11 protein-coding genes and 1 pseudogene are annotated in these 22,571 nt (G+C 41.0%); 2 read left to right on the top strand and 10 right to left on the bottom strand.

Annotated features, from left to right (window positions below):
- Positions 1-81: 81 nt before the first annotated feature.
- From DMB45_RS06125 to DMB45_RS06085, 9 genes and pseudogenes are all read right to left on the bottom strand, one after another.
- Positions 82-2,400, bottom strand: coding sequence for a S9 family peptidase (locus tag DMB45_RS06125; protein WP_110688562.1), 2,319 nt, complete (start codon positions 2,398-2,400; stop codon positions 82-84).
- 109 nt (positions 2,401-2,509) lie between these two features.
- Positions 2,510-4,165 (bottom strand): PKD-like family lipoprotein, encoded by a 1,656-nt coding sequence (locus tag DMB45_RS06120; RefSeq protein WP_041502781.1) that lies wholly within the window; start codon positions 4,163-4,165, stop codon positions 2,510-2,512.
- Positions 4,166-4,177: 12 nt separating this feature from the next.
- Positions 4,178-4,939 (bottom strand): DUF4843 domain-containing protein, encoded by a 762-nt coding sequence (locus DMB45_RS06115; protein ID WP_041502780.1) that lies wholly within the window; start codon positions 4,937-4,939, stop codon positions 4,178-4,180.
- A 7-nt stretch (positions 4,940-4,946) separates the two neighbouring features.
- The gene (locus tag DMB45_RS06110; protein ID WP_110688561.1) at positions 4,947-6,473 is read right to left on the bottom strand and encodes a RagB/SusD family nutrient uptake outer membrane protein; all 1,527 of its coding nucleotides are present in this window, start codon (positions 6,471-6,473) and stop codon (positions 4,947-4,949) included.
- Positions 6,474-6,485: 12 nt separating this feature from the next.
- Entirely contained in the window at positions 6,486-9,920 is a 3,435-nt protein-coding gene (locus DMB45_RS06105) for a SusC/RagA family TonB-linked outer membrane protein (protein WP_082027572.1), read from the bottom strand.
- 116 nt (positions 9,921-10,036) lie between these two features.
- Positions 10,037-11,233 carry a FecR family protein gene (locus DMB45_RS06100; protein ID WP_110688560.1) on the bottom strand — a complete coding sequence of 399 codons (1,197 nt, stop codon included), beginning with the start codon at positions 11,231-11,233 and terminating at the stop codon, positions 10,037-10,039.
- Between the two features lie 310 nt (positions 11,234-11,543).
- Positions 11,544-12,686 (bottom strand): Fic family protein, encoded by a 1,143-nt coding sequence (locus DMB45_RS06095; protein ID WP_041502777.1) that lies wholly within the window; start codon positions 12,684-12,686, stop codon positions 11,544-11,546.
- A gap of 165 nt (positions 12,687-12,851) precedes the next feature.
- Positions 12,852-12,947, bottom strand: a pseudogene (locus DMB45_RS14850) (DUF4357 domain-containing protein); the annotation flags it as partial.
- Between the two features lie 340 nt (positions 12,948-13,287).
- Positions 13,288-14,187: a helix-turn-helix domain-containing protein gene (locus DMB45_RS06085; protein WP_041505559.1), complete on the bottom strand. Its 900-nt coding sequence runs from the start codon at positions 14,185-14,187 to the stop codon at positions 13,288-13,290.
- Between the two features lie 240 nt (positions 14,188-14,427).
- On the opposite strand from DMB45_RS06085, the gene DMB45_RS06080 reads away from it, so the two are divergent.
- The gene (locus DMB45_RS06080; RefSeq protein WP_394341854.1) at positions 14,428-15,549 is read left to right on the top strand and encodes an alpha/beta hydrolase; all 1,122 of its coding nucleotides are present in this window, start codon (positions 14,428-14,430) and stop codon (positions 15,547-15,549) included.
- Positions 15,550-15,694: 145 nt separating this feature from the next.
- On the opposite strand, the gene DMB45_RS06075 is transcribed toward DMB45_RS06080, so the two are convergent.
- Positions 15,695-16,246 carry an RNA polymerase sigma-70 factor gene (locus DMB45_RS06075; RefSeq protein ID WP_041502775.1) on the bottom strand — a complete coding sequence of 184 codons (552 nt, stop codon included), beginning with the start codon at positions 16,244-16,246 and terminating at the stop codon, positions 15,695-15,697.
- 590 nt (positions 16,247-16,836) lie between these two features.
- Between DMB45_RS06075 and DMB45_RS06070 the strand changes: the two genes are divergently transcribed.
- Positions 16,837-22,566, top strand: a complete 5,730-nt coding sequence (locus tag DMB45_RS06070; RefSeq protein WP_041505517.1) for an alpha-2-macroglobulin family protein — start codon at positions 16,837-16,839, stop codon at positions 22,564-22,566.
- The last annotated feature ends 5 nt before the right edge of the window (positions 22,567-22,571 follow it).

The raw sequence follows: 22,571 nt of genomic DNA, 5'->3' as shown, positions 1-22,571 counted from the left end.
ATAATTCTGTGATTTAGTGATTAGGCGATTCTGTGATTAACACATTTTCCCAATCACTTAATCTTCGAATCATTGAATCACTTAATTATTTATGTTTTCCCAATAATCGGCAGAGTCATCTCCCAAAAGGTATTTGGCAAAATGAGCCCAGAGTTTATACTCGAAAAAGGCCTCGGCTGCTCCGCGGAAACCGTGTCCGTTTCCCGGAAGCACGACCATATCGAAATTCTTACCCGCCTTTATCAAAGCATCGACCATACGAAGTGTATTGGCAGGGTGTACGGTTTTATCCATATCTCCCGTAACCAACAGCAGGTGTCCTTTCAAATTTTTAGCCAGCTCCATGTTGGTCGGCACTTTACAAGTATACTCGTAAACGGTACTATCCTTTCCGTCAGCCCCTTTTACCGTTTTGACCGTCTCTTTTACTCCATGATATATCTCGGACCAACCCCGGTTAAAGATATTATTGTCATGGTTTCCGGCGGAAGAAACTGCTGCCGTGTAAAAGTCGGGATAGGTGCAGATAGCAGCCGTCGACATAAAACCGCCGCCGGAATGACCGAATATCCCCACCTTCGTCCCATCGATAAAAGAGTAACGGGCAGCCAACTGTTCAATGGCATACTTATCGTCTGCCAGCGGATAATCCCGTAAACTCCCGTAACCGTACCGGTGGTAGAATTTTCCCCGCATGGGACTGCCTCCCCGGTGCCCCATGGCAACGACTATAAATCCGAGCTGCGCTAATTTCGTATTATGGCTGTCGTTGATCGTAAAGCTCGTGTTTACGTATTCAAAGAAAGGACCGGGATAAACCGAAGAGATAATGGGATACTTTTTATTCGGGTCGAAATCGGCCGGCTTCCACATGATCCCGTATATATCGGTCAACCCGTCGGCCGCCTTTACTTTAAAACGCTCCGGGGCGATCCATCCGATCTCTTTCAACAACCGGGTATCGGGCTTAGCCAACTCCATAATTACCTTCCCCTGATTGTTTTTCAACACGATCTTAGGTTCCATATCCACCCGGGAGTAGGTATCCACGTAATACTTCCGGGAAGGGGTGAATTTTGCCGAATGCTGGGCATTCTCCCCGCTTAATAAGGTTACCCCCTCCTTATCGATATGTGCTTTATAAAGCATGTAGTAATAAGGGTCCGTTCCCTTTTCCCGGCCGTGCCCGTAAAAATAGATCGCACGACCGACCGTATCGATAGTGGCCATTTGTCCGGCCACCCAAGAACCGGATGTGATGGTGTTCAACAACCGGCCGTTTCCGTCGTAATGGTAATAATGGGCCCACCCCGTACGCTCCGAGCGGAACAGGATGTCTTTTCCGTCATTCAGAATTACCGTATTCTGCATGTGGTAATCGCGGTAAGGCTTATCCACCTCGTGAATCAGCTCTTTTACCTCCATGGTCTCCGTGTTGGCCACGCAAATATCCACCTCGTCCCAAGTACGTTTAAAACGCTGAAAGAATATCTTATCCCCGTTTTTACCCGGCTCGATCACCTGAATGTACTGATCCGTCCATTTATCGGCCGGAACCCGTTTCGCTGTCTTTTTTTCCACGTCCATGATCCACAATTCGTATTGACAAAGATTCTTCTCTCCCGGCATCTCGTAACGGTATCTTTCCAAGGTAGGCCGTTTCGTCAAAGAATTGATCACGAACATATCCTGCAATTTCCGGCTATCCTCCCTGACCATAAAAATATGCCGGGAATCCTTAAACCAACGGGCATTGGTTTCCGTTTCCCCCTTGGAGTCTTGTTCAGCATCCCGGGCAAAGGAATAATATTTTTCGCCGTCGGTGGTCAACCGGATCTCTGTCGTATCCATTCCCTTGTATTTGTTGCCCCGTACATACAGATTATGATCCTTAGCATACAGGATGTATTTCTCATCCGGAGAAAAGACCATCCAGGAGTAGCGGGTCTGCCTATCCTCTTCCGATACCTCTTTCTCCGGCAAAGCTCTTACTTTTTTAGTCTTAAAATCAAATTCGTAATTACCGTCCATTGAAAAGGTCATTTTCGTCAGGTCTTTTGAAAACTCGATACTCGAAATCCTCAAATCTTTTTCGTTATAAGCCTTTCGGGTAATCCGGCTCACTCCTTGTGCGATATCCGAATTATTGAAAAGCAACCGCTTTTCTCCCTTCGCCGGATCGACGAAATAAAACAACCTCCCCTCTTCCGTGTAAAACTCGAACCAAAACTTATCCGTACCGTTAATAGCCTTCGGAAAAATACTCATACTATTCTTCCCTACCACACTTCCGAATGAAATGTTCCTAAACTTCTTTGCCAATTTATAATTTGCTTTCTGCTGGGCATCCCCTCCCATAAAAGCAAACACCAAGGACAGTAATAACAATAATTTTTTCATACGTTTTTTCTGATTTACTTACGATTACCCACACGAACAAATAAAAAGGAATAGACCGAAGGGAGTTTTTACTCCCCTCGACTATTTATCGAAATACTAAAACAACATATTAATATAAATAATTTGCTCTTGGTCTTGTTCCCGAACCGAATTTATATTCCAGATCCACGATCTCTCCGAATCCTTCTTTATGATAAATCTCCAACAACTCTACTGTCTCTTCCTTTTTATCATATTTCACCTCGTATACATAAATTTCACCGGACTTTAAAGCTACAGCCAAATGTGCATTATTCTTATCTGAATTATAATCTTTTACAGCTATATCCACAATCTCGGAACCATAAGTTGGAGCATTCAGCATCTGAACTAACCCTGGAATACTTCTAATATAATCAAAACCATACAAAGTATTTCCACTCGCAATCATCAATAATTTTTTCCAAGGCAATACGCTTGCCGCTTGATATCCATTCATTACAGAAGCATCCAGAATACCACTCTTACTCTTCGATACAATCATTTTCATTCCGGGTTTGTAACGATACCCATCAAGTTCAAATGTATAGTTATGCCAATAATAACTATTCCCTCTTTTCAAAATAGAAATATAAGGTCCCTTATTACGTGGATTGTCTTCCCACGCATGGAAAATGTATTCACCATTGATGTTTTTAAACAAAGATTCGTCTGCCCCCTTAAGACTCCCTAACTCCATAAAACTACCCGTGTAATTTCCACCGGCAACGATTGTAAAATCATTCTCATAATAATCTTTAACGGAACATTGATCTACAATTCCGAAGAAAGTATTGTTTTCATCAATTCCAATAACTGCAATATTCCCATAAGGAGAAGCTTTCCAATAAGGTAATAATTGCTTTATTTTTTTCCCGTTGAAAATCGGTTCCCCAAAGTACCGACCGGAATGTAAATCCGTAGCGACGGACATAGTCGCTCCATACACATAATTATCACTGTTTAACAGCCATTTTCCCCCCCAAGAAAGAGCGGCGTTGACAGGATCAAAGCTACCGGGTATTCCATCAAAAAACTCATCCTTTGCCATACCGACTACACTCAAGTCATTTCCATTTAATTCCACGGGACCACTCGCTTGTAGCACCATTACCTCATCTTGCAGTTCAATATCAGAAGTATACTCTTCATAAATAAAGTTTTCTACCAATTTACGCGGTCCCCTACCTAAATTAGGAACAATATTTATATCTTGTCCGACATAAACCACCGTATCCACTCTCTTCTCCTTTCCGGTCTCAACATCCACTACAAATTTAGATTGCTTTTTAGAACGAATCACAGAGAGTTGCGATTCGCCAGATCCTCCTTTTGACAGTACCATCCATCCGTTTTTCCAAGGAGATACAACCTCTATACCTATGTCTTCACTAAAAGTAACTCCTGTCTTATTATCAATTGCGGTCAGTACCAATGTATAATCTCCGATTGTCGTTGCTTCATGCGTATAAAACAGTTGATCGCAAACTTTCGTCAGTTTCTTATCTTTCTCTATATACCACGCATAAGTAGCATCAGGATTCAACGTATCTATCGAAAAGCGTACTTTGGGTTCCAATGTTACCGACTCTCCGGGATAGAGCGTATAACTACTTTGTACGTTCTTTACTCCCACATTCTGCCAATTATCAAAATCGTTTATATCTTTATAATCGTAATTGCTTTTATCATCCAAACAACCGACAACCAAGAATACAATCACTATCCATAATACATTATTTTTCATAACTTTGCTTTTTTAACCTACCACAGGAATAACTATTTTCTCGCCTTTTTCATCTTTCAACGGGGTCAACCCGGCAGCTTGATTAGCCGGATCATTATTAAAAGCTTCTACCCTATATTTCAATCGAAGCGAATATTTTTTTAACACCAAGCGGTCTCTCCCGTCGAAAACGATATCATCCTTGGCCAACTCTTCTAAAAACATAATGTATTTAGTTTCTGAATAGCTACCAAGGTAATACGCTTCCGCAACGTTAAATATTGGATCACCACTATATCCACCATCCAACTCCGTCCACCATTTCGGGCGCTCCAATTTATCAGACACCTGAAATATAGCTCGTTGATATTTTACATCGGCAGCAACTTTCACCTCTTCACTTTCGTCTATTTGCAATACAAAACGATATGCTTTCTCGGCTAACCGGGGATCATTCAAAAAAGTAACCGTTATCGTATCTAATTCCTGTCCGGCAGAAAACTCACATTTTTCCGGTAATTCATATAACTCAGCCGGCAATGTCGTCAACTTGGGATCAGCGGACACACTAAATGCCCGGTTTTCTGTTAACCATTTTCCTTTGGTTCTTATTGGAATCTCGACTGAAACTCTATCTTCATTATAGGTTCTAAAGGATAATACAGTACTATCTACCGTCGCATCCGCTACAAAAGAAAGAAATACCTTATTATCGGAAAACTCTTCGATTCCTTTTCTATCACAAGAAGTCAATCCTCCTGTCAATATTAACGCAAAAACAATAAAAGATCTCATAACTGTATTAATTAATATTAGTTTCACTATCCGGCAAAGGCACAACAAAATGTTCCTCCGAAGCCATTATCGTTTTACCCGACTCTGCCGGAATATTTTTATTCAAACGCTTATACAGGTAAAAAGTCTGACCTTCACCGATCCAATCCCTACGCATATCATTAATTAACAAACGATTGAATGTTTCCATGGTTGCATTTGTCACATCTATTATGGATTGATCCGTTTTCTTCAAACCCCGTCCCTCTTTTACATAATTTAAATAAGTCTTAGCTTTTGCAAGTCCGTCTGCATCTTTTTTAGCTAAAATCTCAGCAGCCATATAATAGATCTCACTCATTCGAATCAACGGAACCAATGTTTTACTAATCTCTATCTGTGTAGAACCACCAGTAGTAGGAGCATCATATTTTTTCAGTCGATAATAAGAGTTATAATTTTCCCAGTCATGTATCCAGTACGTATACCGATAATCATTAGAAATAAATGTCTCCAAATTATTATTAAATGTTAAATCCTTTTCGAAATAATTATTCTCGATCTCGGATACACACAAGAAGGTTGCATTGTCTTCATTCGTAATATCATTTATTTTTTGATTTAATTCCGGTAGATCGATCACATATAAACCGAACATCACATCCGTATACAATTTTGAACCGCCGGAAGAGGTATTAAACGGAAAAGCATGATTTTTGGCAACAAAAGTGATAATTTCATTGGCTTGTTCCAATGCCTCCGTCTCTTTCTGGGCATACAAATAGACTCGTGCCAATAAAGCTGTTGCGGCCCAATAATTCATATGATATCCTCTTCGATAAAAAAAGATATTATCTCCCGTTCCAGACATTTCAAAAGTCACCGACGGACTAAACGACTTAGCGGTATCAATTTGCCAAAGCAATTTTTTAGCTTCTTTCAAATCCTCTGTAATCAATGTCAGACACTCATCCACTGTTTTTTTATTTGAAACATAAGATGGATACATATTTATATAAGGAATAAATTTTCTACCTCCAGGCTGAGTTACAGGTGCCGGGGCAAACAAACGTAGCATATCGAACTGCAAAAATGCACGTAAAGCCAAGGCTTCTCCCCAAATCATCGATTTTTCCCGATTTTTCAAGGGAAACATATCCGGATCGGTATTTTCTATATTTTTTATAAGATTGTTGCAATTGGCCACGATATTGTACGTCTCGTTCCATATGGATTCGATTTTCGGTTTCAGATGCTCATAATCCCAGTCATACACGGCTGCCCCCCTTTCCATGGCATTCAACTCACTGGAACCATACGTGTAATCGTACACTTGGCCTAAAGCATCCACTATACCCCAACTCATATTCATCCCGTACAAATTCCCTGTTCCCATTGTATAATAAATACCATTCAGAGCATGGCGAAAACCGTCAGCAGAATCAAAAAGATCCTCTTCATCAATTTCATCCTCCGGTTTCACGTTCAACCATTCATTACATCCCGATATAAAGAATGGTAAAAACAATAACAATAAAAATCTATATTTTTTCATATTACCTAAGTTCTAAAAAGTTGCACGTAAGGTGAAATTTATACTTCTTGCAAACGGGTAACTGGTTCCCCGTTCCTGTTTCACACTGGACAAACGGAAAATATCGTTCATTTGAAATTCCAAATTCAGCGTTCTCAAATAGATTTTTCGTAACAAATCCTGATTAAAATCGTAACTGAGGGTCAACGTACTTAATGATAATACATTTTCATCCTGTACAAAACGGGAAGTAGGCAGAGTTACCGCATCTCTGTTTTTAATATCTTTTAACGGTGCTATATCTCCCGGTTTCTCCCAACGCTGAGTCAGCACGCGTTTATCCACGTTGCTATTTTCGATATCCGCATTTTCTACGCTATTCACCAAAGTTTCATTGTAGATCTGTTTTCCCCATTCATAAGAGAAAGAAGCAAACAAGCTAAATCCTTTATAGGTGGCATTTACCCCGAAAGATCCACTGGCATCCGGCTCTGTATTTCCCAAAACAACTTGTTGCGATGCCTTCCACTGATTACTAACCTGACCGTTTCGATAGAGGTACAACTCTTTACCGGTAGTCGGATCAATACCCAAAGAACGGACTCCGTAAATAGAGGTCAGGGAAGCCCCCTCTTCGTATTTCATCAATGGCTTGGCATATTCTTCCATAGTCTTATCCCACCAAGCGACTGACTCCTGACTCTCTTCTGCATCCGCATAATAATCGTCTACCTGATTGTTATATTGCCTTAGAGCATCAGAAATTTTTAAAATTTTATTTTTATTATGGCTCATATTTCCCCATAACGCGACGTACCAATTTCCATCTTTCACAACATCAAATTGAGTCCTGATTTCAAAACCCTCATTTAAGGTTTCTCCCATATTACTTTTATACGAAGTAAATCCGGACGAACCGGGCAAAGTTACATCCGTAATCAAATCCACGGTCTTATCCCTATAATAATCAAAATTCAAAGCGATACGTTCGTTCCAGAAACCCAAATCCGTACCGATATTCATCTTATTCGTCGTTTCCCACTTTAAGTCTTTATTTCCCAATGCTCTTAATGCGACACCGAATCCGGCTATGTACCAACGGTCAAAAGTCTTATAAATAGTTTTTGCATTGTAAGGGGCGAAGTTAGTTTTTCCGGTCTGTCCGTAAGAACCTCTTAATTTTAAACGGGTTATTACTTCATTGCCCTTTAAAAAACTGTAATTATGAACATTGATTCCCAAACCTCCGGACCAAAAAGGCGCCCATTTCTGATCCAATCCGAATTCGGAAGACCCGTCGAAACGAACGGAAAGATCCGCTAAATAGATATCATTCCAGGTATAGTTAGCTAACAAAAGAAAACCGACCAAGCGAGTTAAATTTTCAGATTTCGAAGGTTTATTATAAACCTCTGCCGCAAAATTCGGAGAGTGATATTCTCCGGACGGAAAACCCCGATAGTGAGACGAAGTACTCTCTGTTTTGGTATTCGTCGCATTCATCACCAAAGAAGCATTTAAGGCATGCGCATTTCCCAATACTTTAGAATAATAAGCCCCAACCTGAGCATCCCATTTGGTAGACTCTCCTTTTGTAATATAAAGATCACCCATAAATTCCGTAGAAGATATATTCGAAGACTTAGGATCTATAAAACGTTCATTCTTAGATATAGTTTTCGTTATGGCAAACTGACCTTTTAATTGAAAATGATCCGTCACATATATCTGAGCCATCAAACGTTCTATAAAGGTATCCGATTTATCGTACTGGAAATTATTTAATAACGCCTCATATAAAGGATTATTCTTTCCTCGCCCATCATTGTTTCTCATTTTAGAAAATTCCAGTTCCTGAATAAGATTACCTTGTTTATCATACGGACGGTCATACGGTTGCAAATGCGAATAATCACTAAAATCCCCATAGGGAGAGTCTTGGGCATCCGTATAGGTATATTCTATATAATTAACAACCTGTAACCAATTTCCAATTCGATAATCCACATGAAAACCCAAATCTAAATTATCCCGATAAGAGTCTTTCATCACTCCATTATCGTTTTTATAACTGACATCGAGTCCATACCGCAAATCTTTGTTACCGCCTTCAACAGATAACGAATGCTTGTGCATAAAAGCATTACGTAAAGGTAAAGAAAGCCAGTCCGTAGTAACACCTTCTTTTACACGAACCAAGCGCTCATTATAAGCATTCATCGCCTGTGTCCAAGTTCCACCGAAAGCAATATTCGGATCATACAATCCTGCCCGTTTTTCTATTTCCAATTTTTCGGCAGCATTTGCTAAATTGTAGTCAGAAAGATCCGGCATTTCAATTTCTCCGGTCAAACTATAAGTAATCACCACCTCTCCCGGTTTAGGAGCAACCGTTGTAATAACCACGACGCCGTTTGCAGCACGAGAACCGTACATCGCCGTAGCCGAAGCATCCTTTAGAATTTGTATATTCTCTATTCGCATCGGGTCCATATCGTATACCTTCTGTACGCTTACTTCAAATCCATCCATAATAAATACCGGAAGATTCGGATTATTTTTTAACGAAGATTTCGACAAAGCATCCTTATCCAAATCCTTTACCCCGATACCGGAACGTCCCCGGATATACATTTCAGGAACGGCATTCGGATCCGAACCCCATTTATTACTTTGTTGTATCCGGAAAGAGGGATCGAAAGTAGATAATGCTTTTATTACATTCGTTTTAGAAACCTTCAATAAGTCTTCCCTCTTGATAGAAACCGAACTACCCGTAAAACTCTCCTTTTTAATATTCGCATACCCGGTAACCACCACCTCTTCCACCTCTTTTACCTCCTCTTTCATCGTGATGACCAACTCTTTCTCGTCGTCTTTCGGGTCCTTGCTAAGACGATGTTCCACCTTTTCCATGCCGATAAAAGTGAATACAAGGATGGTCGTGTCCTGTTTGGGAATTTCGATGGTAAATTTTCCGTCGAGATCTGTCGAAACGCCTAAAGTCGTACCTTTAATCACCACCGTTACGCCGGGTAAAGGTATCTTTTGAGTATCAATGACCTTTCCTTTGATTACTCTTTTCTTTTCCTCTTTTTTCTCGTCTTTTACAGGGGTAATGATCACTACCTCGTTCTGGATTTCATAAGAAAGGGAGGTTCCTTTCAACAGCTGATTTAAAACTTCTTCCAAAGCCGCATTTTTTACATTGAGGTCCCTTTTGCCGTATTTCAGAACCTCTTCCACCTGATACAAGAAACGATAGCTCGTCTCTTTACTCATGTTCGTAATGATTTCATCGATGGTAGCGTCTTTCATATTCATAGTCAATTTCACGACCTGCTGAGCGGCATTGACCTGCAGAAAAAAGACCGACATGAACAGAAGAAGAACGCAACGTTTAAAAATAAATCGCATTTTTAGCAATCTTTGATTCTCATCAAAGACCCCGATTCCGTTTTTTTTCATACTTTTACATGCTTAATGATTAATGATCGATTTGTTAATCGTTATCTAAACTCAATTTTCAAGCAGAAGATAGGACCAGTATCTTCTGCTTTTTATTTTTTAATACTCGAATTCCATTACATCCTTTTACGCACCACCACATTGTTTTTATTGACCTCGAAAGAGATCTTCGCCGATTTCTCTAACATCCGTAAAGCTTCCGAAAAATCTTCATACCGTTCCAACTCTCCGGAGAAATGATAATTTTTCACTTCCGGATTCATGTAGAAAACACGAATATCATACCATCTGCTCAATCGGGCCATAATCGATTCCAAGGTCTCGTTTTTCATCACGAAACGTCCGTCTTTCCAAGCCGAATAGGCTTCTGCATCCACTTCTCGAGAAGAGAGCTTCCCGCTTTTTTTATTATAAACAGCTTGCTGATTCGGATGCAATTCCACGGACTGATTACCTAAAACGACCCGAACCGCTCCCTGATTCAAAGTCGCTTCGACATCCTCCTCATCAACATAAGCCTGTACGTTAAATTCCGTTCCCAAAACTTCTACCTGCAACTTATTCGGCGTGTTGACAACAAATGGATGACTTTTATCTTTCGCTACCACAAAAAAAGCTTCTCCCTTCAAAAATACCTCCCGTTTTCCCTCTCCAAATTGCTCCGGGAAACGAATCTCCGAATCAGAGTTCAAATAAACCCTCGAACCGTCGGACAAAGTCAGATTATATTCCCCTCCCCGGGGAATACGGATCGTAGAATAACGAATCTCCCGCACTACCGTATCCTGTTTCCCTCCTTGCAAGGCCACACTCTTTCCGGTATTTAAGGCCACGACACCGTTATTTAAAACGATCTGCTGGACATTACTATCCTGCAATTCGATCTGCTCTCCTCCGGACGTAATCAAAATCGCCTTGGATGTTCCTACCTGAATACCGGTAAATTCGACAGGCGGTACGATCTCTTCCCGTTGTTGAAAAAACCACAAGCCGACACCGACCAACAAAGCAATCGAAGCGGCGATCCCGATCCCCCAACCTAATTTCCGGTTTTTCTTTTTAAAAGGAGATAACTGTTGCTCGAGCGCTCTCCACTCCTTTTCAATATCCAATCCCTCCACGTACTTATCCCGCTCCGCTTTGTTATCCGAATCCATAATCCGGTCATACAATCTCCGATTGTCCAGGTCAGCAGCCAACCAACGCTCCAATTTCTCCTCCTCCCCGGAGGAAAGTCCGTGAACAAATTGCCTGGCTATCAAACGGGATATTTTATAATCTTTAGGTTCTAACATAAAACTTCTCTCCTTCATTTACAGAACGACTAAGAAACTCAAAAGGATGACTCGCTCTCTCTATTATTTTCATTTTTAACATTTCAATAGCACTTGGGGACGGGGTAAAAGTGCTATATCGACTGTTTTCAAAAAACAACATAGAAGCAATATTTATCTAATTTAGCTTAGACGGAGCGATGGCAAACAAATCAAGCATCTCTATTGGTAAACCTTCGAGAAATGTTTTATACTTTTGCGCAAAACGAGAAACGATACGGAATATTCCCCGACCGCAATATTCGCATAAACAATATTTGTGATATATCTATGTACGAAGACCATGAATTCAGAGGTTGTTATCGGATTTTGCGCTCAAACGGTTCAATGTTGCCAAGCCTTTAACCGTTAGCAAATATTTCTGCCGTGGATGTCGTGGCTTATCTGGATAGAGCATACAAACAAATTCCTCTTTGATGGCAGGATTAAGTGAGTATTCCATAAAGTTTTCACGATTTTTTAATCCTATAGCCAGCATCAGTTCTTTTACAGACAGGCGATTGCCGGAAAGAGCCTTAATCAGGCGAATGATATTTTCATTGTCCGTATGCCATGCATCTTCGGTACTTGTCGGGGTACTTGTCGGGGTACTTGTCGGGGAGAGTGCAATTGCGTTCTCCAGAGTATCAACGACCAAATATCGGTTCTTCAACTCATTGTTTTCACCCATTAACAAATTGCGGAAAAAACGTTCCAGATATTCGGATTCCCGTTTTACACCTTTCTGAATATTTTGGTAGTTAGCTCTTACCAATGCATTACGGAAATACCAAGAATGATTGGCAAAAAGGTTATTTTCCACATCAAATCCCATGGAACGTAAATACTGAATGGTAAATACAGCAGTTGTACGTGTATTGCCCTCTCCAAACGGATGTATCTGCCATAAGCCTGATACGAAATTGGTTATATGTCTAACTATTTGGCTGATGTTTAATCCTGTATAGTCAAAGGCTCTTTCTTGTTCAAAGTCATATTCAATAGCCCTTCGAATGTCGGGAGCAGATACGTACAATATAGTATCTCCACGAAGTACCCATTCCTTTTTCGTTATATTATAATTGCGAATTTGTCCTGCAAATTCGAACACATCGTCGAATATGCGCCGATGTACAGCAGTTAGTCCGGCTATGTTAAAAGCAAAAGATCGTTCATTAAGTAACTTAGTTATGTTGGTAGAAACCTTATCCGCTTCTTCTGTTCCATTATCCTTTTCAGTATAAATATCTTTTGACTCATAGTAACTCTTGATAAGTTCCTGCACTTCATCAATAGTTATATCCCCCTCGATGTGTCTACGAGCCGTATTAATAAGATATTCAGAGGGCTTTAAGCCATCTACTGCCTGTAAACCAATAGCTGTCTGCCACGCATAGCCTTTTTCTCGTTTCTGAGGTTCACTCTGACGGATATATTCGTCGAAATTAGTCATATCAATTTGTCTATATAGTTCCATTGATCGCTGATCTTTTGTTGTGGAGGATTCCGAGAAAGCAATTCGCAAAACAGCTTGATCGATACACAATTTTTATGTTCAAAAAACGTATCGAGTAATGTTTTGTCCGAATTTCCACGAGAATATCCCATGATAAGCACTCACAATAAACGTCCGGCAAATTTTATTGCTTATAAATGCGTATTGAGTACTTTTCGGATCACCATCGATTAGAAATGCCGTTCCCGTTTTACCCATGATTTAAATCCGATGCAGAAAATATAAAGTCCTCTGAAAACGTCCCAATCTGATGTTTTATCTGTTCTGCTATTTTCATATTTTATCTTGTATGCAGATGTAAAGATACAAAAAACATCCCGTTATTTATGTAAAAAACGGGACGTTTATTCTACCACCTTATCCTTTTCCGTTCTTCGTCCATATATTCATCTGTCTATTTTAATGCTTTTATGATGCGCTCCTTCTGCATTCGTTATCGACCAATACGAAGTCGTAAATAGCACTTTTACCCCGTCCCCAAGTGCTATAGTTTGTTTTTTACGGGATGGCGAAAACGGAGCCTGTCGTCGCCGAGGTATCAATTCGCCCGTCTGTATTCATTAGGCGTTACGCCTGCATATCTTTTAAAAAAACGTACGAAATGCTGCGGATATTGGAAACCCAACTCATAAGCGACTTGGGTGATCGATTTGCTATAATCAAACAAGATTTCCTTCGCCACGTCCAACATTTTCAATTGTATATATTCTTTTGCCGTTTTCCCTGTTTCCTTTTTGATCAAATCACCGAAATAATTGGGCGAGAGACAAATCTTGTCCGCAAAATATTGAACGGACGGCACACCTTTTTCCGAAGCAATCCCCGTACTCAAATAGTCATCAAGAAGTCTCTCGAAACGAGCCAACACGTCGAGGTTCATATCCTGCCTCGTGATAAATTGCCGTTCATAGAATCGTAGACAATAATCCAGCAATAATTCTATATTCGTGCAAATCAGTCCTCTGGTATGTTTATCTATGGCATGTTGCAATTCCGTTTTTATTATAGACATACAGTTGAGAACGATCGTTCGCTCCTCTTTCGAGAGGTGTAGTGCCTCATTAGACTCGTAAGCAAAAAACGAATATTTTTTAATTTTCTGCCCCAATGAAGTACCGCGAATGAAATCAGGATGGAACAGCAAGCCTTTGGCTTTGGTCGGGATTCCCTCGATCGTGGAATAGCCGACGGTTTGTCCCGGAGCAATGCTGACTATTGTCCAATCGTCGAAATCATATTTGGTCTTTCCGTAGTTTATCGTACAGGCTACCGTCTCTTTCAAAAAGATCGAATAGAAACCGACCGTCATGCGATACGGTTTCTGACTCTCCACCGTGTCGAAATCGACGAAGTTGACTTGCGGATGTCGAGTCTCGAAATCGAAGAGGTTATTGTATTGTTCGATCGTATCTACTTTCAATATAGGGGATTCATTCATATCCATAGCGACGACTTTTATTCAGAACAAAGATAGTGTTTTTATCGTATCCGAACCGGGATCACATCCGAAAACGGTAATCGGGGTAATTCTTTCCGTATATTCCGTGATTCAGGTAATATCGTTGAACATCAAACAATAGTAAAAATTGCAAAATCCGTAAATAAGGTAAATCGAACCTTGTTTTTGGTATGATACGATATATAGCTACTCCGTATTTTTGTATTAAAACAATAAGATATGAAGAGCAATATGAAACGAATTTTATTTTTAACGGTATTGACAATTACAGCCTTATGCGTCCCATGTCACGGAAAAGACAGAGAACGGACACCAAAATCGATAAAGAGAGTCGAAGCAAACGAAAATCATTTTAAAGCCGATACGAATATGAAGGAGAATTTGAATTTATCTCAAAAGTGGGACAAAGTATTCCCGCAAAGCGACAAAGTAAATCACAGCAAAGTAACTTTCCGTAACCGCTACGGCATCACGCTCGCAGCCGATCTGTACATACCGAAAAAAGTAGAGGGGAAATTACCGGCCATAGCCGTTTGCGGGCCGTTCGGAGCCGTAAAAGAACAATCATCCGGCCTGTACGCTCAAACTATGGCCGAACGCGGTTTCTTAACCATAGCCTTCGACCCATCGTTCACAGGCGAGAGCGGCGGCGAACCCCGTTACGTGGCGTCGCCGGACATCAACACAGAAGACTTTTGCGCGGCAGTCGATTTCCTCTCGACACGCAACGATGTCGATCCAGAACGAATCGGCATTATCGGTATTTGCGGCTGGGGAGGGATGGCGATCAACGCAGCCGCTATCGACACTCGCATCAAAGCAACGGTAGCTTCGACGATGTACGATATGAGCCGTGTAAACGCTAACGGTTATTTCGATGCAACGGATGCCGATGCTCGCCACGAACTACGTAAGCAACTTAACGCACAACGGACCGCAGATTACCGGAACGGCACTTATGCACTTGCCGGAGGCGTGATCGATCCGTTGCCTGAAGATGCTCCGCAATTCGTGAAAGACTATCATGCTTATTACAAGACCGAACGCGGTTATCATCCCCGCTCGTTAAACTCCAACCGCGGCTGGAACAAAACATCGGCCCTGTCATTTATCAACATGCCTATCCTTTCTTACAGCGATGAAATCCGTAGTGCCGTACTCTTGATACACGGAGAAAAAGCCCATTCTCGTTATTTCAGCGAGGACGCTTTCAAAAAGCTGAAAGGCGACAACAAGAAGTTAACGATCATACCCGGTGCAAATCACACGGATTTATACGACCGTACGGATACAATACCCTTCGATCAGTTGGAAACATTTTTCAACAATTACCTGAAATGATATACGCGTAAAAAAGCGATGATTACCTACGCGTAAATTTTTCCGGCTTCATTTGTCCGACACGGTTCGACAGATGAAGCCGGTCATCCATCCGTAACCCACCACCCAAAACAAAAAAAATAATACGACAAGAAAACCGAAGAGCTTAAATCCCTAATAAAATTAGAAGAATATAGAAATAATCCTTTAAGGAGGTTTTTAATGATTCTAACGAACGGTATTTCAATGTTTTAACAGTATTCACCGAAATCCCCAACAATTCCGCAATCTCTTTATTTTGTTTTCCGTCCAAAGAGAGCTTAATGACCCGGGCGCTTTGCGGGGGCAAGGCATCAATGGCTTGGGAAATAATTCGATAAGACTCTTCCTCTATCAATAGATCTCTAAAAAAACTTTCATTGCCGACGACTTCCGAATCCATATAGTCAACCGTATCTTTCCGCGATTTCAAATAGTCAAAACAGCGATTACGTACCAATACATACAAAAAGATTTCCAAGTTAGGGATCGTGTCATACTCTTCCCGTTTCTCCCATAGTTTGATAAAAATCTCCTGAGCAATATCTTTAGCCGCATCCCCATCTCCTATATACCGTTTGGCGACGGTACACATGGACGCGTAATATTGCTGAAACAAAGTCTTATAGGCTTTTATATCACCCCGCTTTATCGCATCAAAAGAGACTTTATCCACCATAGTATATAAAAACTACCCTATTTATTTCCAACACGAAAAAAATGATCGCTAATCAAAACTTCAAAAATTCCACAACAAAATCACCCCGTCAAAGATAATATCTTTATCTTGTTATTATCCATCAGCACGTTAAAAAGATTCAATTTCACCAGAATCAAGAGGTCATTTTAGCCGTATACCCTCTTGCAAAAAAACGACAACCAACTTATTCTCTTCTTTCTTCTCAAAAAAGCGTTTTCTTCAATTCGCAACACAATCTGAAAAGTACCTTCATTTTTCTTTCCGGTACATCAACTTTACACGACACGGGGCCATAGAAACAATACCCCGGGAAAAACAATGTCATTATAAAACGGATAATTCAGATCGACAAACACTTCAGATGTCCTTTCTTCTCATATATAGAAATATTTTCTAAATTCGGTGTTATCAAAAAGCTCTTTGGACACCGTATGTTTATGTAAATAGTTATTTATATCCTCAAAATTATCATTATTTTTATGGAATTATCCGTTGAATAGCATCTATAGAACAACTATTCAGCTTTAAAAACGAATAATAAATTGATTATTGACGAAAAAATAAAGGAAATGAAAACAATAAGATTACTTGTAGCCATACTTTTCGTTCTGTTCGTAACAGAAGGATTCGGACAGTCAGAAAATGCAGAAGAAAATCCGAGGACAGCTTTGACCGAAGCTCGTAAGACGTATGAACAAGCCTTAAAAAAGAAAAACTCTCCTCTTTTGATTAAGTCGATTATCCTACAGATCAAATACCAAAGCTTAATCGACCAAGACAGTATACCGACGTTGCTGTCCAATTTAGAAAGTCTTACAGCGACAAGTAATAATCCGGTTGAAAAAAGTATTTTACACTCGCTTTTAGCCGAATTATACAAATCCTATTATATAAACAGGGCCTTTGAAATCAACAGGCAGACTCCAATCAGCGGATACACACCTGAAGATATGAAAATTTGGACGGGTAACATCTTTATTGAAAAGATTTTCCATCATATAGAAGCTTCTCTAAAACCGTCTAAAGAACTAATCGCCACAAACAGCCTGCAATACAAAGATATTTTAATCTTAGGAAAAGACTCCCGGGAATTCAGTCCGACACTTTATGATTTACTTGTTTATCGCAGTATCAAACTGCTCTCTTCCATAAGCTACTACGTTTCCGACTTCTTTGAGCAAAAACCTCTCACGAACGATAAGCTGTTTGCTCCCGCAGACGAATTTGTCCAATTGCCCCTACCCGAAGAACCTTATAATTGCGATCAATACATCATCCGCTTATACCAATCTTTACTTCAGGTTCAATTTAATTCGGGACAAAAAAATACATTATTATGGGCCAATCTACAACGGCTGAATTTCGTATCGACTCATATTACGAGCGTAAATGCCAGCTCTCTCTTTGAAAAAGCCCTATTCGAGTTAAACGAAGAATACCGAAACGATCCGCTTCGAGTAGAGATATTGCATACTCTTGCCCAATTATACCTTCAAAAAAATATCGAACGATTGAAATCTAAAATCCATATAGAGAATCCGGAAAACCCGACAAAATCCGAAGAGGAAAAAGAGACGCGCAAAGCCCTTCGATTATGCCAGGAAGGAATTCGACTTTTTCCCCATTATTTTAGGATCAATATCTTAAAAGATTTGGAAACAACAATCAAAAGAAGCCGAGTGAGTGTCAATCTCCTTCAAACGGTATATCCGGGAAAAGACCAGATTATCCACGTAAACTACAAAAATACCTCTTCCATCAAATTCGAATTGTATAAATTAAACGTAAAAATGAACGACTATCTTACCGGTACCTCCAAAGCCTATCCGAAAGAAAAAATTTCAACCCGTTCATACAAACTTCCCTCCTGGCTGATTGCATACGACACGACTTTTCAGATCCCGATCTCCCGGATCGGTCTTTACGAACTGATTATCAGCAGTCAGGGAAACACGTTAGAAAAAGATACTCTTTATTTCAGTTCCAGCCATTTCGCCGGATTCCCTCGCCAAATAAAGAAAAATACCAATTCCCTATTGGTATGCGATATGGAGAGCGGAAAACCCATACCCGGAGCGACGGTAAATATTTATAATCGGACGGGAAATGAAACTTACCAGTACATTTCTCAATATCGTACAGATAAATACGGCATGGCTTCTATTCCCACGGACCATAGAAATACGCTCTGTTTTCAAATATCTTCAGGAGAAGACATTTACGGTGCTATTCATTATCTACCTTCATACTATTCCAATTATCAAAATCCCACACAACTATCCGAGGTAAACCTGTTTACAGACAGGGCCATTTACCGGCCGGGGCAGACGATCTATTTCTGCGGAATAGCCTGGGAAGCCAATAAAGAAAATTCAAAAGCAATCGCGGGAAAAGAGTATACCGTAACCTTCCACGATGCCAACAACCAGGAGATCGCCAGTAAACGGTTCACCTCTAACGAGTTCGGATCATTTGCCGGAAATTTCACGATTCCCAAAGATATATTAAACGGCCACGTATCGATCCGTACTGACGGAGCCCGACATTTTGTAAGCGTTGCCGAATACCAACGTCCCAAATTCGAGATCACGTTCGATCCTGTAACGGGAAGTTATCAATCGGGCGACACGATAACCGTAAAAGGGAAAGCAAAAACCTATTCCGGAGTAAGTTTATCCGACTGTCAAGTCTCCTACACGTTATCCAAAAATAATTTCTACCGATTTAATCCCAAACGTTTTATATCCCACGGTGAAGTAATGACGGATCGCAACGGAAATTTCCAAATTCGATTTGCCACAGACACGACAACACAAGATACGCCTTATACCGGAGTATACAACACTTACTACACGGTTTCGGTTACCATTACCTCTCCGAACGGAGAAACACAAACAAAAGAATTTACACTCCGTATCGACAAGACCCCTTACCAACTAAGCATACAACTACCCACGCGGTGGAACAAGCATAACCCTCTCGATGTAGAAATCACAGCTGTCAATGCTAACGGTAATCCATTAGCTCAGACGGTAAACTACTCCATCGCACAACTCAAACCTCTCTCTAATTTAAAAGAGTCCTATTCGATAAACAATGCCATCATTGAAAAAGAGATTCTCCAGGGAGTCTATAAAACCGGGAATAACCCGTTACATATCGATTTATCCATTTATCCTTCCGGAGCTTACCTGTTCACGGCAGAAGGCAGTACCTCCAACGGGCAGAAGATCCGCAGACAAAGAATCTTTTATCTCTACGACCCATCGGACAAACGTCCGCCGATATTGACTTATAACTGGCTTATAGAAGAAAAAACGACTTGTAAGCCCGGAGAAGAGGCCAAAATCACATTGGGTTCTTCCGCCTCCGACGTATACGTTTTATACGAAATATACGATCGGGGACAATTTATACAAAGAAAACGTTTTGAGCTAACAGACGAGAACATCACGCTATCCGTCCCTTATAAGGCAGATTACGGAAAATCGATCCAATTACTTATCACCTACGTGAAGGATCGACAACTATTCTATAATGCCATCACGATTAAACGACAGGAGCCCGACAAGCAACTGGATATCTTCACCGAGTCATTCCGGGATCATCTTTCTCCCGGACAAAAAGAGGAGTGGAGTTTTACGGTTCGCAACAAGGCGGAACAACCCGTGTTCGCCGAATTTATGGCCGGAATGTACGATGCATCCTTAGATCAATTCGCCTCGAACAGATGGTATTTCAATCCTGTACTCCGGTACTACGAAATAACACCGCAATGGGACGCCAACACTCTTTCGTTCAACATATACAGATCTATCGATTTCAAATCAAAAAATTACAAGATCCCCGCATTCAAATTCGACCGGTTGAACCTTTTCGGGTTGAAATTCAATCAGCCCATCGTCGTTCGCGGATACGCTGCCGGCCGGGCAGCCAAAACGGTCATGCAGGATGCCGTATTGGAAGAGAACAGTGTTACAGAATATGACTATGCCGGTGAATATTCGGACGAAGCAAAATCGGAAGAACAGCAAACTCCCCCGGTACAAATCCGACAAAACTTACAGGAAACGGCCTTTTTCTATCCGCAATTACGCACGGACTCCGCCGGAAATATTAGTATTAGATTTACCGTCCCTGAAGCTACGACCACCTGGCGTTTTATGGCTTTAGCCCACACTCCCGACATGGACTTCGGCCAATTGGAGAAATCCGTACTCACCAATAAAAATTTCATGGTAAGCACGAACCTTCCCCGTTTTGTCCGTACCGGAGATCAAGTAATACTCAAGGCTACCGTGAATAATCTCTCCCCGTCTCAACAACAAGGCAATATTTATTTGGAGTTATTCGATCCTATAACGGACAAAACGATTAGCAGACAAACGCAATCATTCAACGTAGCTACCGATCAAAACCAAACTTTCAGCTTCTCTTTTACAGTTCCGGAAGGGTTCGATATGTTGGGATGCAGAACCGTGGCCTCCTCTTCCCTCTTCAGCGACGGAGAACAGCAAGTGATAGCAGTCGTTCCGAATGAAATAGCGATAACCAGAACCTTACCCATTTATATGATTCGCAAAGGAGAAGAGACGTTCGCGATGAACCTACCTAAAAAGATTACTCCGTATCGGTTGACGCTTGAAATGACAGCCAATCCGATCTGGTACGCGGTACTGGCCCTACCGAGCATCAACACCCCTCAAACGGACAATGTCACCGAAATCACGGCATCCTATTATGTCAGCACATTAGCTACCGCTATCGCAAATGCCAATCCAGAAATTACCCGGACAATAAAAGAATGGCTTAGAAAACCGGGCAATACCCTGACCTCTCCTTTAGAAAAAAATGAAGAATTAAAATCCATCCTTCTCCAATTGACACCCTGGGTAAGAGAGGCTCAAAACGAAACCGGGCAAATGCACCTATTGGGAGAATTATTAGATATCAATCGTCAAAACTACATCCGTAAACAAGCCTTGACCCAATTAGCCCGACTGCAAAACAGCGATGGAGGCTGGAGTTGGTTTAAAGGATCCAAGTCCAATACCTTTATTACCGAGAACGTATTAGAAGCCATGGCAAGATTAGTTAGAACCGGAGCGACGGAACTATCTCAAGAAGAAAAAACGATGCAAATTCAGGCTTTAAAATACTTAGACGATCAAATCGAAAGAGAATATAGTGAAAAAAACGAATACGGATATTCGCAATTACTGTACCTCTATACAAGGAGTTCGTTCCGGGATATTCCTCTAACAAACGCCTTAGAAGCCCACAAACACTATCTATCGAAATTCAAAGATTCCTGGGCCGATCTATCTCTTTATGAAAAAGCCCTTGTCGCCATGACATTGTACCGTTACGGTGAAACAGAAACGGCTAAACGCATTCTTCATTCGCTGAAAGAATACGCTACCATCACTCCGGAAATGGGCATGTTTTGGGCCAATAACCGTTCGAATTTATTTACCAATTCGGCCATTCAAACCCAGGTGGCGCTCATGAGTGCTTTTCACGAGATCGAAGGAGATTCCAAGGATACCGAACTCATGAAACAGTGGCTATTACGTCAGAAACAAACCCAAAACTGGGGAAGTACGCCAACAACCGTGGATGCCATTTACGCCCTTGTCCTCACGGGAAAAGATCAACTTTCCCAACAAGATCATCTGGCGATAAAATTGGGAAACAAAAATATCAATGTCACGCCGGAAGAGGCGAAATTGGGATACATAAAGAAAAGCTATACGGCAAAGGAGATCACATCCAAAATGACGAAGGCAAGTATTACTAAAACCACCGATCAGGCCTCCTGGGGCGGTCTCTATCTGCAATATTTTGAAAAATTAGACAGGATAACGTCTCATTCCGGTGGGGTATCCGTGAACAAGCAACTTTTCATAGAAGAAACAGGAAAGAACGGGAAAACCCTGATACCTTTAGCCGATCAGAAACTACGGATCGGAAATAAAATCAATGTTCGAATCACCGTACAAACAGGGCAGGATATGCAGTTCGTTCATTTAAAAGATTTACGTGCCGGTTGCCTTGAACCGACAGAACAGCTTTCCGGTTACCGTTGGCAAAACGGCATCTCCTACTACCAGGAGACCACGGATGCAGCCATGAATTTCTTCTTCGAATTCCTTCCCAAAGGAACCCATGTATTCGAATACACGTTATGGGTTGCACAAGACGGAGTCTACCAGGGAGGAATTGCCACCTTGCAATGTATATACGCGCCGCAATATTCAGCCAACAGCAAAGCTTCAATATTAAAAATCGAAGAATAATTAAA

Source organism: Sanguibacteroides justesenii (genome assembly GCF_003204205.1).
Taxonomy (GTDB): Bacteria; Bacteroidota; Bacteroidia; order Bacteroidales; family Marinifilaceae; genus Gabonibacter; species Gabonibacter massiliensis.
Note: the sequence above shows the minus strand (reverse complement) of the source record. Positions and strands in the feature narration are given on the sequence as shown.